The organism is Plantactinospora sp. DSM 117369 (genome assembly GCF_053764795.1).
In genome coordinates this window covers 1272567-1288255 of sequence record NZ_CM132446.1, presented here as the reverse complement: position 1 = coordinate 1288255, position 15689 = coordinate 1272567, and the positions used below count along the sequence as shown (strand labels likewise).

At 75.5% G+C, this 15689-nt stretch carries 9 protein-coding genes; 2 read left to right on the top strand and 7 right to left on the bottom strand.

All coding sequences use genetic code 11. The features are described from left to right. Nucleotides 1-75 precede the first annotated feature (75 nt). The 4 genes from ACSMXO_RS05890 to ACSMXO_RS05875 form a co-directional block, all read right to left on the bottom strand. Nucleotides 76-3882: an SCO7613 C-terminal domain-containing membrane protein gene (locus ACSMXO_RS05890; protein ID WP_455416957.1), complete on the bottom strand. Its 3807-nt coding sequence runs from the start codon at nt 3880-3882 to the stop codon at nt 76-78. A 98-nt stretch (nt 3883-3980) separates the two neighbouring features. Then, the gene (cutA, locus tag ACSMXO_RS05885; protein ID WP_346261644.1) at nt 3981-4301 is read right to left on the bottom strand and encodes a divalent-cation tolerance protein CutA; all 321 of its coding nucleotides are present in this window, start codon (nt 4299-4301) and stop codon (nt 3981-3983) included. A gap of 10 nt (nt 4302-4311) precedes the next feature. Continuing rightward, nucleotides 4312-5373 carry a 1-acyl-sn-glycerol-3-phosphate acyltransferase gene (locus ACSMXO_RS05880; protein ID WP_346261645.1) on the bottom strand — a complete coding sequence of 354 codons (1062 nt, stop codon included), beginning with the start codon at nt 5371-5373 and terminating at the stop codon, nt 4312-4314. Beyond that, nucleotides 5373-6209 (bottom strand): patatin-like phospholipase family protein, encoded by an 837-nt coding sequence (locus ACSMXO_RS05875; RefSeq protein ID WP_346261646.1) that lies wholly within the window; start codon nt 6207-6209, stop codon nt 5373-5375. The genes ACSMXO_RS05880 and ACSMXO_RS05875 overlap by 1 nt, the downstream gene beginning before the upstream one ends. A gap of 341 nt (nt 6210-6550) precedes the next feature. Here ACSMXO_RS05875 and ACSMXO_RS05870 point away from each other — a divergent pair, with 341 nt between their 5' ends. Both ACSMXO_RS05870 and ACSMXO_RS05865 read left to right on the top strand, forming a co-directional pair. Next, nucleotides 6551-8557 carry a protein kinase domain-containing protein gene (locus ACSMXO_RS05870; protein ID WP_455416956.1) on the top strand — a complete coding sequence of 669 codons (2007 nt, stop codon included), beginning with the start codon at nt 6551-6553 and terminating at the stop codon, nt 8555-8557. An 81-nt stretch (nt 8558-8638) separates the two neighbouring features. Continuing rightward, nucleotides 8639-9229 carry an NADAR family protein gene (locus ACSMXO_RS05865; protein ID WP_346261648.1) on the top strand — a complete coding sequence of 197 codons (591 nt, stop codon included), beginning with the start codon at nt 8639-8641 and terminating at the stop codon, nt 9227-9229. 63 nt (nt 9230-9292) lie between these two features. Here ACSMXO_RS05865 and ACSMXO_RS05860 read toward each other — a convergent pair whose 3' ends face one another. From ACSMXO_RS05860 to ACSMXO_RS05850, 3 genes are all read right to left on the bottom strand, one after another. Further along, nucleotides 9293-10621, bottom strand: a complete 1329-nt coding sequence (locus tag ACSMXO_RS05860; RefSeq protein WP_346261649.1) for an ABC transporter ATP-binding protein — start codon at nt 10619-10621, stop codon at nt 9293-9295. 248 nt (nt 10622-10869) lie between these two features. Continuing rightward, nucleotides 10870-11838: a hypothetical protein gene (locus ACSMXO_RS05855; RefSeq protein WP_455416955.1), complete on the bottom strand. Its 969-nt coding sequence runs from the start codon at nt 11836-11838 to the stop codon at nt 10870-10872. Nucleotides 11839-12148: 310 nt separating this feature from the next. Next, the gene (locus tag ACSMXO_RS05850; RefSeq protein ID WP_455416954.1) at nt 12149-15577 is read right to left on the bottom strand and encodes a cyclic nucleotide-binding protein; all 3429 of its coding nucleotides are present in this window, start codon (nt 15575-15577) and stop codon (nt 12149-12151) included. Nucleotides 15578-15689: the final 112 nt, after the last annotated feature.

The window sequence follows — 15689 nt, the reverse complement described above, 5'->3', positions numbered from 1 at the left end:
AGTAACCCCGAAAACCCCCGTATCCGGGGTAGTGGTAGCACCACCACGGAAGGCCGGCCGGCCCCTCTGGGATGGTCAGCTCATCCGGTTGACGGCAGAGCGTAGCCTACGGAGATCTCGGCGCCTCCGCTCGTACGTCATAGCCAGTCCGATCAGGGCGAAACCGCCCACGGCTAGGAAGATCCACCGGGGCAGCCGGTCCCACACGTCGACCATCTCCCGCAGGGCCAGTACGGCGAGGACGGCACCGCCGAGCAGCACCGGCGCCTGGCGCCGCCAGCGGGCACCGGCCAGCACCGCCAGCAGCGCACCGGCACCGAGCAGCAGCCGCCGCCACGGCTGGTCGGCGGCGACGAGGACCGAGACCAGGCTCGGCAGCAGCGCGGCACCCAGCCCCGGCCCGTACGCCAGCCAACTGTTCAGCGCCGGCCGGGCCCGCAGCGCCAGCCAGCCGGCCAGCAACCCGAGCACCGCCGCCGGCAGGGTGTACGCCTCGACCAGCGCCACCCGGGCCGAGACGAGCAGCAGCCAGGTGGCGACCAGTTCGGCACCACCCGCCGCCGCGGCCCGGGCCCAACGGCGCGCCACCGGCTCGGCCGGACGCAGGGCACGCAGCCCCAGCGCCACGCCCCAGAGCGTGCAGACCGCCGCCGCGTACCGGATCTCGACGGCCGCCAGCAGCAGGGCGATTCCGGCGGTCGTGTGGCTGGCCGCCTCGACGGCGACCGCCTCGGCCCGCCGGCCCGGCCCCGCCGCACGCGCCCCGGCCCCGGGCGCCCCCACCCCGACCGACCCGGCCCCCGACGACTCCTCGCCGACCCACCCGGCCCCGGGCGCCCCGGCCCCGGGCACTCCCTCGCCCACCGAACCGGCCCCGGGCGGCCCGGCCGCGGGCGCCCCCTCGCGCACCGAACCGGCCGCGAGCGGCCCCCCTGGGACCGTCCCGGCCCGGAGTGGTCGCCAGCCGGCCAGGACTGCGCTGCCGGCCAGGACTGCGCTGCCGGCCAGGGCCAGCGCGGCGACGCCGAGCACCACCAGGGCAGTGACCCGCAACGGCAGGTCGGCGGCGACCGTGGCGGTGCCGGCCAGCGCCGCCGCGCCGGCGACACCGGTCAGCCAGCCCGCCACCCGGGCCGCCGGAGTGCGACCGAGCGCCCCGGCGGTCAGCCCCGCCGCACCGACCAGGGCCAGCCCGGCGAGCGTGCTGGGCCTGCTCGGCAACAGCCCGGCCAGGCCCGCCGCCCCGAACGCCACCCCCACCGGCACCAGCCAGACCCCCGACCGGCCCGGGCCGCCCGGACCAGGTTGCCGGCGGCCGGCGCCGCGCCGGAGCGCCACGGCGAGCGGGCCGGCAACTCCGGCGACCAGGCTCGCCACGGGCACGGCCGGCCAGGGTGCCCCGGCGGCCACCAGCCCGACCAGCGCCGTGCTGACCGCGAGCGGCGCCGCGACCAGCGCGGCGGCGCGGACCGTCCGCCGCCGGGCCCAGCCGGCGACCGCCGCCGCCACGGTGAGCAGCAGCAGGGTCAGCGTGGCGGCGGCGTCCAGCCGCCAGTCGGCCGGCTCGATGCCGATCCCGGCCGGATGAAGCCCCACCCCGGCCGGCGGGCCCGACCAGATCTGGCCCAGCCAGTCGTACGGGGCGATGAGCACGGTCAGCACCGCCGGCACCGCCACCACCGCGGCCCGGACGAGCAGGACCGTCCCGGAGACCAGTGCCGGTACGCCCCCGATCGGCCGTCCGGCCCCGCTGGTCGAGTCCGCCGGCCGGCCCCGGCCCGACAGCCACACCCCGAGGCTGAGCAGCAGCGCCCCGGCGGCGTACGGGCCGGCTGGCTCGCCGACGCCGGGCAGGCCAGGTGCCAGGCCGACCGCCAGCGCGACGGTCGCCAGCGCCGCGTTGGCGTACGGCTGGTAGTGCGGGACCGCCCGGCGCACCGGCACCAGCCCGGCGGCGAGCAGTACGGCGCTGGCCAGTACCGCCCGCGCCTGCCACCACGGCGGCACGCCGGCGGCGAAGAGTCCGAGTAGGACGGTCGCCGGAGTGGCGAGTACCCCCACTGCGAGCCCGGTGCCGCCCACCACCCGCCGGAACGCCGGGACGGGCGGCGTGGCAGCACCCTCCGGTCCCGGAGCGGGGCCGGTGGCCCGACCCAGTGCGGTCAGCGCGACCGCCCCGCCGCACAGGACGAGGCCGCCGAAGACCGCGGCGGCACCGGCCGGTCGGGCCAGGCCGACCAGTACCGCGTGCCCAGCCAGCGGCACGGCGGCGACCGGCATCGGCAGCGCCGAGCGCAACGGCCGGCCCGGCCCTGCGGCGGCCAGCGCGAGGGCGCCCGCCAGCACCAGGTCCAGGGCGGAGACCAGCCACCAGGGCAGGGCCAGCGCGGCCGGCGCCGCCAGCAGCGTGCACACCGCACCGGCCAGCAGGATCAGCGACCGGTCCCGCCGCCGGCCGAGCAGGACGAGCGCCACCACGACCAGCACCAGCGCCACCGGAAGCTGCCAGTCGAACGGCCCCGACCGCGCGGCCAGCTCCGCCCGCCACGCCGGCTGCGAGCGCAGGGCCACGGCCGCCGCGACCACCAGCGCCATCGAGCCGGTCAGCACCGCCAGGGCGCCGGCCACCACCAGCCCGCCGGCCCGCGGGCCGACCCGGATTCCGGCCGGCAGCCACCGGGCGGTGGCCGCGATCGCGGCGGCGAGCAGCACGACGATCCCGGCGGCCGCGCCGAGCAACGGCCACGACGTCTCGGCGGCGGCCCGGACCAGCGCCACCGCGAGCACCACCACGAGGACGACCGCCGCACCGGCTCCGGCGGCGGTGCTGCGCAACCGGACGGCTCCGGCGATCGGCAGCAGGGCGGCCACCAGCAACGGGCCACCGGCGAGTACCGCCAGCGGGCCGTCCGTGGTGACCACCGCCAGCGTCCCGCAGAGCACCGAGGCGAGCCCCGCCACCCCGTACCCGACCCAGGCGACGGACCGGCGGAGACCGCTGCTCGGGTCCGCCGGTCCGTTGCCACCCCATCCCCGGGTCAAGCTGAGGTTGACCGCCGCCAGCCCGGCGAACGCCAGCGTCCAGCCGGCGGCGCCGAATCCGGCGTCGTAGGCGAGCAGCGGGATCACCGGCTGGGCCAGCAGCAGGCCGGCAAACGCGGGCGCGGCGAGCCGGGTCAGTCGGTGGTAACCCCCCGCCACCACCACGCCGACCGCGAGCACCAGTGCCGCGTACCGGACCGCCGGCCAGCCGGCCACGCCGAACAGGTCCACGGTCCATCCGGCGTACCCGTCGAGCACCACCAGGAGCAGGCCGATCGCCGCGAAGGTCTCGGCGGTGGCGGTCAGCCCGCGCCGCTGGGCGAGCAGCGGCGCGGCCAGGGCCAGCCCGGTCAGCGTGCCGAGGATCAGCGCCCGGCCGCCGACCCCGACCGTGGCCCAGGCCACCACCGTGAAGACGATCGCCGCCGTGCCGACCAGCAGCCCGCCGAGGATGAAGAGCACGTTCTGCACGGTCCGGGTGGAGGCTTCCGGGCGTACCGGTGCGGGAGCCGGCGGTGCCGCCGGCCGGGAGGCGGCGACGGCGGCCGGTGCGCCGGGACCGCCGGCCGCCGGGACCCGGGCGGACGCGGCCGCCGCCGCCCGGACCTGCTCGGCCAGCGCGTCGCGGCGCCGCCGGAGCTGCCACAGCGCGGCGTCGAGACCGAGGTACGCCTGCCGCGCCCGCTCCACCCGGCCGCCGAGCGCGGCGATCTCGGCGCCGAGCCGGACCACCTCGGCGGCGGTCGGATCCGGTGCCCGGCCGCAGCCCGGACATCCGGTCGCCAGGTCGGCACCGGCCCCGCAGACCGGGCACGGGTACGCGTTCGCGGAAGCGGTCACGCCTGCCATGATCGGCCCCCGCCGAGCCGGTTCACAGAGTGCGCGTACCTATCCCGGCCCGGGTATCCCGACCGGTCGGCCGGTCGGTCCGTCCCCGGTCAGGGGCGGGTCTGCTCGTGCAGCCAGGTCGAGTAGTCCGGGTTGCCGCCCTCCACCCAGGTCACCAGCACCTCCGGCACCTCGTACGGGTGCGCGGCCCGTACCTGGTCGATGAGGGCCGCCACCCGGTCCGGGGCGGTCTTGAAGACCACCGTCCACTCCCGGGTGGTCTCCATCCGCGACTCCCACCAGTAGGTGCTGTCCACCGGCCCGGTCACCTGCGCGCACGCCGCCAGCCGGCCGGCGACCGCAGCGGCGGCGAGCACATCCGCGACGGCCCGCGCGTCCACCACCGTCGTCACGATGCAGATCTGGTCCACGCCGGGCACCCTACGCCGGATCGGTGTCGCCCCGATGCGCATCGACCCATTCGTCGATCCGGGCCCACCAGTCGAAGAGCCAGTCGATCCGCTCCTGGCGCTCCTTCGGCACCTCGTCCGGCGGTACGGACCAGAACCGCATCACGATCCGCTTGTCCATCGGCAGTTCCCGCCACACGTCGGCCACCGTGAGCATCCGGTCCAGCCCGGTGTGCGCGACGAAGATGACTCCGGCGTCGGGTGCGGCGTCCAGCGCGGCCAGCACCCCGCCGGGCTGCGGCGCGAGGACGTGCCGCATCGCCTCGGCCCGGTCCGCCATCTCGTCCAGGCCGCGGGCCCGGAGCAGGTCGATGGCGCGGAGCCGCCGCCGGGGCGTGAAGTTGCCGCCCTCGGGAAAGATCACGAAGGCGTCGTTCTCGTCGAGGTTCCGGGCGAGGTGGCCGATCTGCTCGACCAGGCTCTCCCTCGGTGGGCCGACCTGCTCGGTCGGGCCGACCCGAGTCTGCCGGCGGTGCCGGGGCGCGATGAACCGGTTGGGCAGCCGGTTGAGCAGTACGTCGACCGCCGGATCCCACTGGAGGGTGTCCTTCAGCACGATCCTCGGTTCCCGCTTGAACCAGTTGACCAGCGCGTGGATCAGGATGAACGAGTCGCCCGGCCCGGCGTGCCGGCAGAGCACCAGCTCGGGGCGGCCGGGCAACGCCGTGTCCGGATCGGTGCCGACGACGTCGATGCGCAGCCGCAGGGTCCACCGGGCCTGCCAGAACAGCACGGTGAGGAACCACCCGGCGAGTACGTAGTGCGCCCGCTGGAAGCCCGGAGACCGCTTGTACCAGCCGAAGCCCGAGCCGACCCAGAGCCCGAACATCGCGACCAGCGCGGTGGCGTCCCAGACCAGGTAGACGATCCCGACCCAGAGCACCCGAAGCGGGCGCAGGTAGCCGGGGACCAGCGGCGAGGCCGCCGCGGCGATGATCAGCCACACCGGCAGCGTCGTCACCACCAGTACGGCGAGCAGCACCGTACCGGGAGCGAGCACGACTCGCCGGACCCACCTCGGCGGCAGCGGCATCAGCCGGGGTCCAGGTGTTCGGTGAGATAGCGCCGGGACGCCGTGTACGCCCGGCTGATCCGCCGGCCCACCGCCGCCATGTCCCGGTACGCCCACGGGGTGTCGTCCCGGGGCCCCAGCCCCCCGGTCGGCAGCACGTGTACGTCCACGTCGTCCGGCAGCGCCGCCATCTCCCGGGCGAACCGGTGCCGCCGGGCTATTTCGAAGGCCACCTGGGCGATCTCCCACGGCCGGCGGGGCGGGCTCAACGGCCGCTCGATCCGGCCGACCTGGAGCACGAAGATCTGCTTGGCACCCGACTGCACGGCCTCGCCGATCGGGATCGAGTTGACGATGCCACCGTCGACGAAGTGCTCACCGTCGATCCGGGCCGGCGGCAGCAGCCCGGGTACGGAAGCCGAGGCGAGCACGGCTGGCACCAGTGGGCCGGTGCCGAACCAGTGCTCGGCGGCCCGCTCGATGCTCGCCGCGCAGCACCGGAACGGCACCTTGAGGTCCGCGAAGGTGGTGTGCTCGCCGAGTTCGGCCTCCAGCAGCCGGCGCAGCGGGCGCGGCGAGTGCAGGTGGGTCCGGGCGGCGAAGCGGCGCAGTTGCCGGGCGATCGAGTCGCCGTACACCTCGCTCGCCTCGGGCGAGGCCCAGAGCCGGACCAGCCGGTCGGTGACCGCCTCGGACGGGTCGGCCGCGACCAGTGCGCCGTTCACCGCCCCGATCGAGGTGCCGAGCACCAGATCGGGGTGGATGCCGGCCCGGAACAGCGCCCGCAACATGCCGACCTCGACTGCGCCGAGCACCCCACCCCCGCCGAGCACGAAAGCCACCGGACCGCCGACCATGCCGTTCATCCTGGCACGGGCCGCCCACCCGGACGCGCCGGGCCGGTCCGGACCCCACCTGCATCGACGACCGTTCGGCGCACCGGGGGTACCGTCCGTCGATGCGTGCGGCCGGCCGTCGGTGGTAGCGGTCACCCGTGGCGTTTCGCGGTTGGCATGTCTTAACGCTCCCCCTGGGCTGGAAGCCGGGGGATTTCTGACTCGGACCGCACTGTTGGTCCGTCGTTGACAGGAGGTAGCCAGTCACGGAGCCTGATACGACCCCCCACACAGCCTGATACGACCCCACCCACACACAGCCTGATGCGACCCCCGACTCTTGCAGGCAGGTGCGACCAACAATGGCAGCGTTGCAGGCGGGCGGCCTGCTCGCCCGCAGGTATCGACTCATCGACCGAATCGGCGCCGGCGGTATGTCGGTGATCTGGCGCGCCCGGGACGAGGTACTCGACCGGGTGGTGGCGGTGAAGGTGCTCGCCGCGTCACTCGCCGCCGACGCGAAGTTCCGGGAGATGGTCCGCGAGGAGGCCCGGGCCGCCGCGCAGCTCGTGCATCCGCACGTCACGGCCGTGCACGACTACGGCGAGACCCTGGGACCGGACGGCGGGATCACCGCCTTCGTGGTGATGGAACTGCTGACCGGCGAGGAGTTGAAGGCCGAACTCACCGCCGGCCCGTTGCCCTGGCAGACGGCGGTGGAGATCTGCGCCCAGGTGGCCGAGGCGCTGGCCGCCGCCCACCGGCTGGGCATCGTGCACCGGGACATCACCCCGGCCAACATCATGATGACCGCCACCGGCGCCAAGGTGCTCGACTTCGGCATCGCCACCCAGGTCGGCGCCCCGGACGAGGACGAGGACGGCGAGACGTTCGGCACCCCGGCGTACGTCGCGCCGGAGCGGCTGGACGGGCTTCCGGCCCAGCCGGCGACCGACACGTACTCGCTGGGCGTGCTGCTCCACGAGACCCTGACCGGCCGGGTGCCTTTCCCGGCCGACACCTGGGAGGAACTGACCCGGGTACTGGAGGCGGGGACGGAGCCGACGCTGGCCGGCGTACCCGATCTGCCGCCGGCGGTGGCGGACGTCTGCCTGCGCTGCCTGGCTCGCGATCCGGTCGAGCGGCCGACGGCCGCACAGGTCGGCGAGTTGCTGCGCCAGCAACTGCTGGCCGCCGATCCGCGACGTGCGGTGCTGAGCCACACCCGGCCCGGCACGGTGCCGGCGGCGATGCCCGTGCCGTCGCCGGCCGCCGGTGTGCGGGCGGTGCCGATCCCCGCACCGACGGCGCCACCCAGGCCGGTGCGAGCGACGCCGCCGGATGCGGCAGCGCACGCGACGGCGGTCGACGCGACGGTGGCGCACGCGACGCCGATGGCGGCGGAGGCGACACGGGTGGCTGCGGACGCGACGCCACCGGTGGACGCGACAACACTCGGCACGCCCGTGGATGAGACAGCGCCCGGCGCGCCTGCGCAGGTGACGGCGGCCGGGACACCTGCGGACGCGGCGGTGCACCCGACGCCGGTGGATGGGACGGCGCATCCGGCTCCGGTGGTGACGCGGTCGGCGGGCCCGCCGACCGCTGCGGCTGCGGCTGCGGCTGCGGCTGCGGCTGCCCAACGAGACGGGGCGGCGGCGCGGCAGGACGATGCGGCGGCGCAGCAGGCCGGTCCGGGGACCCGGCAGGACACTGCGGCGGCTCCGCCGGACTCGCGTTCGCCGGTCCACCCGGCCGGACCGCACGCGGCGCCGGAGGATCGACCCGCGACGGATCCGCAGCCGCCGACGTCACCGCCCGGCAGGGCGGGTCCGGCAACCGAACCACCCCGGCCCGGCCGGGTCCTGCTGGTCGCCGCCGCCGTACTGGTCGCGCTCACCGCAACCGTCGTGCTCGTCTCCGTACTCGGGGACGAGCCGGAGCCGCGGCCGACGACCGGGGCGACGACCCCCGGACCGGACGGGACGCCGTCGCCGACCCCGGCCGGCACTCCGGCGCCCGGGGTGTCGACGGCCGGGCCAGCGTCCACGGTGGCCACGGGCGGGCAACCGGATGCGGGGGACAATCCCAACATCCCGCCGCCGCCGATCAGCGAGGTCATGGCCCAGCTCTACCGGATCGTCGACGACGGGGTGGCGACGAACGAGATCCGGGACCACGCGGGAGTGGACCTGCGCAACCAGCTCCGCAACCTCCGGGCCGACTCCGGCGGCGCGACGGCGGATCTGGCCGGTCAGGTGTCGGTGCTGCGCGACAAGGTCACGGTCCGCCGTGACGAGGGCTCGATCTCACCCGAGTACGCCGAACTGCTCGACGCCGCCCTGCTCCGGCTGGCCAGGGCGGTGTGAGCCGGGCGGGCCCCGGCAGCCGGCGGTCGCGCCACCGAAACCTGTGGTACGCCGACCCGACGGTCTGGCACGCTGCCAACCATGGTCGCCCCTACGACACCGCCCCGCACCGTCGACGAACTCCGTGCGCTGCTCTCCGGCGGCGCGCGGCCGAAGTACCACTTCTTCTGGGGGCACCAGCCGGGGCGCGTCGGCGCGACCGGATCCGGCTGTCTGAGCCAGTGGTGGCCCTCACCGTTCCTGGTCGACGGCGTCCGGTACGCCACCGCCGAGCACTTCATGATGGCCGGCAAGGCCCGGCTGTTCGGCGACACCGCGATGGCCGACCAGATCCTCCGGGCACCGACCCCGGGCGCGGCCAAGGCGCTCGGCCAGCGGGTGCGCGGCTTCGACCAGGCGCGGTGGGACGAGTGCCGGTTCGACCTGGTCGTGGCGGGCAACGTGGCGAAGTTCGGCCAGCACTCCGACCTTCGCGACTATCTGCTCGGCAGCGGCGACCGGATCCTCGTCGAGGCCAGCCCGATCGACCGGATCTGGGGGATCGGGCTCACCGCCGACGATCCCCGGGCCGGTGACCCGGACCGGTGGCGCGGGCTCAACCTGCTCGGATTCGCGCTGATGTGGGCCCGGCACCAGCTCGCGGCCGCGACCGCGCCGGCACCGCCGGGCTGAACGGCACCGCCGGACTGAACGGCACCGCCCGGACCGGCCGCACCGACACCGCCATGCTCACGGTCAACCCAGCCGGATCCGGTCGCCGGAGCTGTCGAAGAGCAACAGTTGGTCCAGGTCGACCGCGAGCGTGATCGACTCTCCGACCCGGGGCAGCACCGGCATGGGTACCCGGACCACCACCTCGCCGGCGTCAACCGGTTCGCCCCGAAGCTCCGGGTCGTACACGGGATAGAAGCCGTACTCGGTGCGGGCGGTGGCGGGCGGCTGCTCGGGTCGGGGGTGCGGGATCATCCGGGCCAGCCGCTCCCGCACCGGGTGCCCGGTCGGCAGCTCGTCCGCGAGCAGCTCGGACAGGTGCTGGCCGCTGGTCGGATGGTCCAGGCTGGCCTGTGCCGACGGGGTCGACACCGTGTCGGTCGTCACGTGCACCAGCGCCTCGTGACCGAGGTTCTCGACCGCCCGGACCACGCCCCGCAGTACCGGCGCCGGGCTGGACGGGTCCGGCACCGGGCTGAGCGCGTCGGCCCGCAGTGCCAGGGTGACCCGCTCGGTATGCCGTTCGCGCAACGGGCGTACCCGGGGATCCTCGGGCGGCAGCTCGATCAGTTGCGATCCGAGGTCGAGCAGCACGCCGCCGTCGGGCGCATAGACGGCGGCCTGCAACAGGTTCGCCCGGGGCGTACCGAGGAAGGCCGCGACGAAGAGGGTGTGCGGATCCCGGTAGACCTCGCCCGGCGGCCCGATCTGCTGGAGTCTGCCCCGACGCAGCACCGCGACCCGGTCGGCCATGGTCATCGCCTCGACCTGGTCGTGTGTCACGTAGAGGGTGGTCATCTCCAGTCGCCGGGCGAGGGCGGCCACCTCGGTACGCAGCTCGGCGCGGAGTCCGGCGTCCACATTGGAGAGCGGCTCGTCGAGCAGGAAGGCCCGGGACTCCCCCGCCATCGCCCGCGCCATCGCCACCCGTTGCCGCTGCCCGCCGGAGAGCTGCCCCGGCCTCTTGTCGAGCAGACCGGTTATGCCGAGCTGGTCGGCGATCTCGGCTACCCGGGCTGACACGCCGGCCGGGGAGTCCGGGCCGAGGCTCAACGGGAAGCGGATGTTCTCGGCGACCGTCAGATGCGGATAGAGCGCGTAGTCCTGGAAGACCATCGACAGTTGCCGGTTGGGACCGGGCCCGGCGGTCACCGGCTCCCCGTCGATCAGCACCCGGCCGCTGGTCGGCTCCTCCAGCCCGGCCACCAGCCGCAGGATCGTCGACTTGCCGCAGCCGGTCGGACCGAGCAGGGTGACGAACTCCCCGGACCCGACCTCGATGCTCACGTCGTCCACCGCGACCGTGCCGTCGGGGAACACCTTCGTCAGCCGGTCGGTGGCGATGCTGACCACGGCGACCACCTCCTGTCGCCATCGTCCGGGGCCGGCGGGGTACGCGCCAGTCCCGGTGCGCCGGACGGCCACGCGCGGTGCGCCGGACGGCCGGACCCGATGCGCCGGACGGCATAATGCCACGGCACCGCACGGCGTGCTGTCCCGGCTCCCGAGGTAATCGGGGACCGGCTCCCGGGACCGGACCGGAGTCGGTTCCCGACGTGGGTCGGGGACCGGCTTCCGGACCGGGGCGCTGTGGTGGCGGGTCAGTAGGTGCTGTCGGTGGGCGGCGGGTCGGCCCGTACCGTCCGGTCCATCCAGCCGTCGCCGTCGTCGTCGTACATCCGCTTCTCGAAGAAGCCGTCGCGGTTCTTGTCGTACTCGCTGATCTCGACCAGCCCGTCGGCGTCCAGGTCGTGCCCGACGAAGTCGGTACGGCCGTCCCGGTCGAGGTCGACCAGGATGTCCACCCCGCCGTCGGCCCGGCCCTGCAACGTGTGCCGGTCCCAGTCCCCGTCACCGTCGACGTCGACCCGGGTCCGGTAGCCCTCCGGTACGGCCGGCTCGGCGTCCGTACCGGGTAGTGGTCCGGCCGGTCCGAACCCCACCTCGGCCGGCGGTCCCGCCTCGGGGGCGGCCCCGAACCCGACCTCGGCCGCCGGCCCGAACCCGACCTCGGCACCGGCCAGCGCGGCGGCCAGCCCGTCGTCCGGGTCGGCGAGCGCGCCGGCCAGCCCGCCCGCCGGCTGCGCCAGCGCCCCGTCGGTGGCCGACCCGATCTCCCGGCCGATCTCGTCGCCGAGGCCGGTCAGCCCACCCACCGGTACGCCGGCACCGCGCTGCCCGACCGGCGCGGCACAGCCCGGCGCCTCGGCGAACGGGGATACTCCGGGGCCGGCGTTGGCCGCCGCTCCGAAACCCTGGGTCAGGCCCGATCCGGCGGCACCGGAACTCCCGGCCGGCCCGGGGCCGGCAGTGCCGATTTCCCCGACTCCGGGCAGCGCGCCGGCCAGCCCGGCGAGCGGGGTGAACATGCCGAACAGGCTCGACTGGTTGGCCCGGGTCTCGACGCCGTGCCGACCGCCCGCGCCGCCGCCGAGCTGGAGCTGGAGCAGCGCCAGCTCGTCGGCGTCGAGCCGGTAACCGGCCAGGGCGTTGACCGGATCCGCACCGAGCGCGGCGGCGAACGCCGGATCGGTGACCAGCCGTTCCAGCACCTCGTCGAAGTCACTCACGGTCGCCTCCTCAGCACGCCGGGTTCCTCAGGCTAGCCGTACTCCGCCACCGGCGGACATCGCCCAGGTGGGCGGGTCAGGACGGTCAGTCCAACTCGGGCATGGGCACCGGTTGCGGACGGGGTCGGCAGGTGCCGCACTGGAGGGCGTCCTCCACCACCAGCCCCTCGGCCCGGCCACGCGCCTCCGAACGGTGCACCTGCAACAGGTACGGGCCGAACCGGGCATGGTCCTCGCAGACGCCGCGCCCGCAGAACCGACACCCACCCCGCGCCGCCTTCGGACAGAACCAACAGAGCACTGCGACTCCTCACCTGATGGTCACCTGGGTGCAGCCGGCCACGGTGATCGGGCTGCCCTGCACAGTGGACTCCGCCTTTTGACTGTCCGACGCCGTGACCCACACGTCGAGCGTGCCGCCCCGATTGTCCTGCCCGGAGAACGGCACCGGACCGATGGTGCCGTAGTAGGCGCCGTCCGGGGACATCCGGGCCGAGCCGCTGGCGAAGCCGCTCCAGTGCACGGTGACCACCAGGGACCGGCCCGAGTCCTGGTCGTCCGAGACGTTCACCACGGCCGTGGTGGTGGTCGGGTGCTCGGTGCAGCCGCCCGTCGCGGTCTGCTGGCTCAGCGTCCCGCCCGGGTCGCGCTGCCAACTGATCACCGGTGGCCGGTTGGCCGGTGGCGTGGTCGGTGCGGCCGTGGTGGGTGGTGGCGTGGTGCGGGGTGGGGTCCGCGGCGGGCCGGTGGTGGTCGGGGTGCTGCCCGGGGTGCTGGCGGTCTCGGTCGGGGTGCTGCCCCGAGTGGTCGGGGTCGGCCCGGGAGTGCCCGGCGACGCGGACGGAGACGGCGTCGGCGAGGGGGTCGGGACCGGCGTACCGGGCGTCGTCGACCCGGGGTCGCCCGGAGTACCGGTCGGGGAGGACCCGGTGCCGTCCGGTGTCGTACCGGCACCGCAGGTCAGCGGGCGTCGGTTCGCCGGCTGGCGTACCCCGGTGACCCGTACCTCGCCGGTGGAGACCTCGATGCCCCGGGTCCAGGCCGCGTACCGGGCCGCTCCGCGGTTGCCGATCCCACCGCCGGTCCGGTCCACCAGCAGCGACAGCGGGGCGAAGGCGCTGCTCGGGCTCTCGGTGTCGGCGAGCATCCGGCCGGTGTCCAGGGTCAGCCGGCCGTGCGGGGTGACGGTACGCACCCCGTCGCTCCAGAGTGGACCGAGTACCGCCCGGGAGCCGGCGCAGAACACCGTCGTGGCGCCGCCCCGGAAGGTGAGTACGGCGCGGGACCGGGCCGGTACCCGGATCTGGTCGCCCTCGGAGACGTAGCGCCGGTCCCCCTCGGCCAGCCGCACGGTCCGGCCGTCCACGGTCGCGTCGACCCGACCCTGGTCGGCGTGCAGCAGCGCCCGGTCGCTGGGCATCTCCGCCCAGGCCGGGCCGGGGATCAGGTTGCTCGCCGCGCTGAGCAGGGCCAGCAGCAGGAGGAGCAGGACCAGCCACCAGAGTTTCCGCTCGAACCGGCGGTCCACGTCGGGGTCCGCGTCGGGCGGCGGCGGTCCGGGTGGCGCGGCCAGCGGCGGATAGCCCCCGTCGGGATGTACGCCGGCCCGGGGCGCGCTGCCCGGCGTACCGGGCTCGGCCGGCGGAGGCGTCGCGCCCGGGGTGCCGAAGAGCAGCGGCAGGCCGGTGACGGCCGGCAGGGCCCAGACCCGGACCGGCGTACGGGCGGTGGCCACCGTGCCCGGCTCGCCCTCCCCGGCGGGGCCGATCAGGGTCCCCCGGCGGAGCTGCGTCCCGTCCGGCAGCTCGATCACCCCGGACTCGACCACCACCGCGTCGTTCGGCCCGGCGAGCACGATCGGGTCACCGGCGGCGACCGCCGACACCCGGGCTCCGGCGACCAGGCCCAGCCGGTCCTCGTGGCTCAGCCCGCGCAGCGCCGGCGCCTCGGCGAACAGCGCCTCGGCCTCGGCCCGATCGGCGGGTGGCGGGCCGGGCAGCGGCCCGACCCCGGCGACCACCGCCGAGGTCGGCAGGCCCAGCAGCACGGTCCCGGCGGTGTGCCAGTCGAGGGCCGCCGGCGCCCCGGTGAGCGCGCTGGCCAGCCCGATCACCCCACCCGGGCCGAGCCGCTGCCGGACCAGGCCACCCGGGTCGCCGGGCCGCCGGCCCTCCATCGCGCCGTCGACCACCAGGAAGACCGTCGACTGCGCGGCACCGGCGAAGACGAGCTGCGACCCGCTCCGCGGCCGTACCCAACGGGACCGCTGGGCCAGCTCGGTCAGGGTCGCCTCGGGCAGCCGGCCCAGCGGCGAGTTCCGCAGCGCGTCCAGTCGCCGGGGCAGGTCCAGCCGCTGCCGCCGCTCCGCCAGACCGGCGCGTACCCGCCGGACCCGCCGGGCGAGCCAGCCGGCGGCCAGGTAGACCAGCGGGGCGGCCAGGCCGGCGATCACGGCGGCCAGCAGCAGCCGGGCTGGCCAGCCGGACCGCCACAGCCCGAGCACCAACCCGGCGACCCGGTCGGTCCAGATCCGCCAGCCGAGGTTGACCGCGATGACCACCCAGAGCACGGCCAGGGTGCCGTACAGGGCGACGATCCGGCCCTCCCGGTCCAGTTGCGCCCAGCTCGGCGGCCGGCGGCGCAGCCGGGCCAGCACATGGGACAGGCCACGGGCGCGCAGGTTGGGAATCTCCAACCAGTCCATCAGCAGGTAGTAGCCGTCCAGCGCGAGGAACGGGTTGAGGTTGAACAGCGCGTTCAGATACCAGGCGAAGGCGAGCTTGAACGTCCACGGCGCCCACTCCGGCACCAGCAGGCCGGCGAGCTGGGCGAGACCGGCCAGGATCAGCCCGGCCGCCGGGCCCGCCGCCGTGGTGAGCATCCGGGCCCGACGACCGGCCATCCAGACATCGGTGGTGTCGACGAAGACCGACGGGATGCCGAAGTAGACCAGGAAGCCGGCGGCCGGTACCCGGCGTCCGGCGTGCTTGGTGGCGAGCGCGTGACCCAGCTCGTGGCAGGCCAGCGCGAGTACGTTCAACCCGACCAGCACCGCCGCGCCGGCCGCGTACGAGCCGTCGGTGAGGAACAGCGACTGGTCGCCGGCCCACCACGTCCAGCCGAACAGCAGCAGCCCGGTCACCGCCACCGCGCCGAGCAGCCCGGCGGCGACCCGGGTGAAGAGCAGCCGCCCACCGGCCCGGTAGGCGAGATCGACCAGCCAGTCGATGTCGGCCACCACCGTGCGCTGTCCCTTGGCGGCGGCGACCAGCCCCCGGCCCAGCCGCAGCGGCCAGGGCCGACGGTGCACCCGATCCAGCGGCCGGAACGCGTCCACCGGCAGCTCGGCCAGCATCCGGTTGCCGGCCAGGTCGGCGACGACCCGGGTGACCTGGTCCGGGGCGAGCCGGCCGGCGATCCGGGCGAACTCGGCGACCAGCCGGGCGACCGTACGGGACCCGTCCATCAGCTCGGCCAGCCGCCACTCCTCCGGGGAGAGTCGCAGATAGCAGGCGTCGCCCCGGGAATCCGGCGAGCGGAGCATCACGTACGCGACCCCGCGTACCGAGACCAGCTCGGCGCGCTCGATGCCGGGGCGCAGTACCGGACGCGCCCGGGCCGGGTTCAGCCGCTCGACGACGGCGGTCCACAGTCCCGAGTCGGCCGGTCCCAGCGGTCTGCCCGGGGCACGGCCGGCCAGGGCCTCCCAGACACTCACCCGGCTCTCGACGACAGCCACCGACCCCTGCCCTCCGCGTCCCGCTGCGGCATGCAGAGTAAGGCGTCGATGCCACCCTGACGCGCCTGCGTCCACTACCCGACGCAGAGCGTGGCTCACGTCGTACCCGAAA

Excerpts from the sequence above, each read along its gene's own strand:
- ACSMXO_RS05880 (WP_346261645.1), bottom strand. The coding sequence starts at position 5,373 with ATGCCGCTGCCGCCGAGGTGGGTCCGGCGAGTCGTGCTCGCTCCCGGT.
- ACSMXO_RS05875 (WP_346261646.1), bottom strand. The coding sequence starts at position 6,209 with ATGGTCGGCGGTCCGGTGGCTTTCGTGCTCGGCGGGGGTGGGGTGCTC.
- ACSMXO_RS05870 (WP_455416956.1), top strand. The coding sequence starts at position 6,551 with ATGGCAGCGTTGCAGGCGGGCGGCCTGCTCGCCCGCAGGTATCGACTC.
- ACSMXO_RS05865 (WP_346261648.1), top strand. The coding sequence starts at position 8,639 with ATGGTCGCCCCTACGACACCGCCCCGCACCGTCGACGAACTCCGTGCG.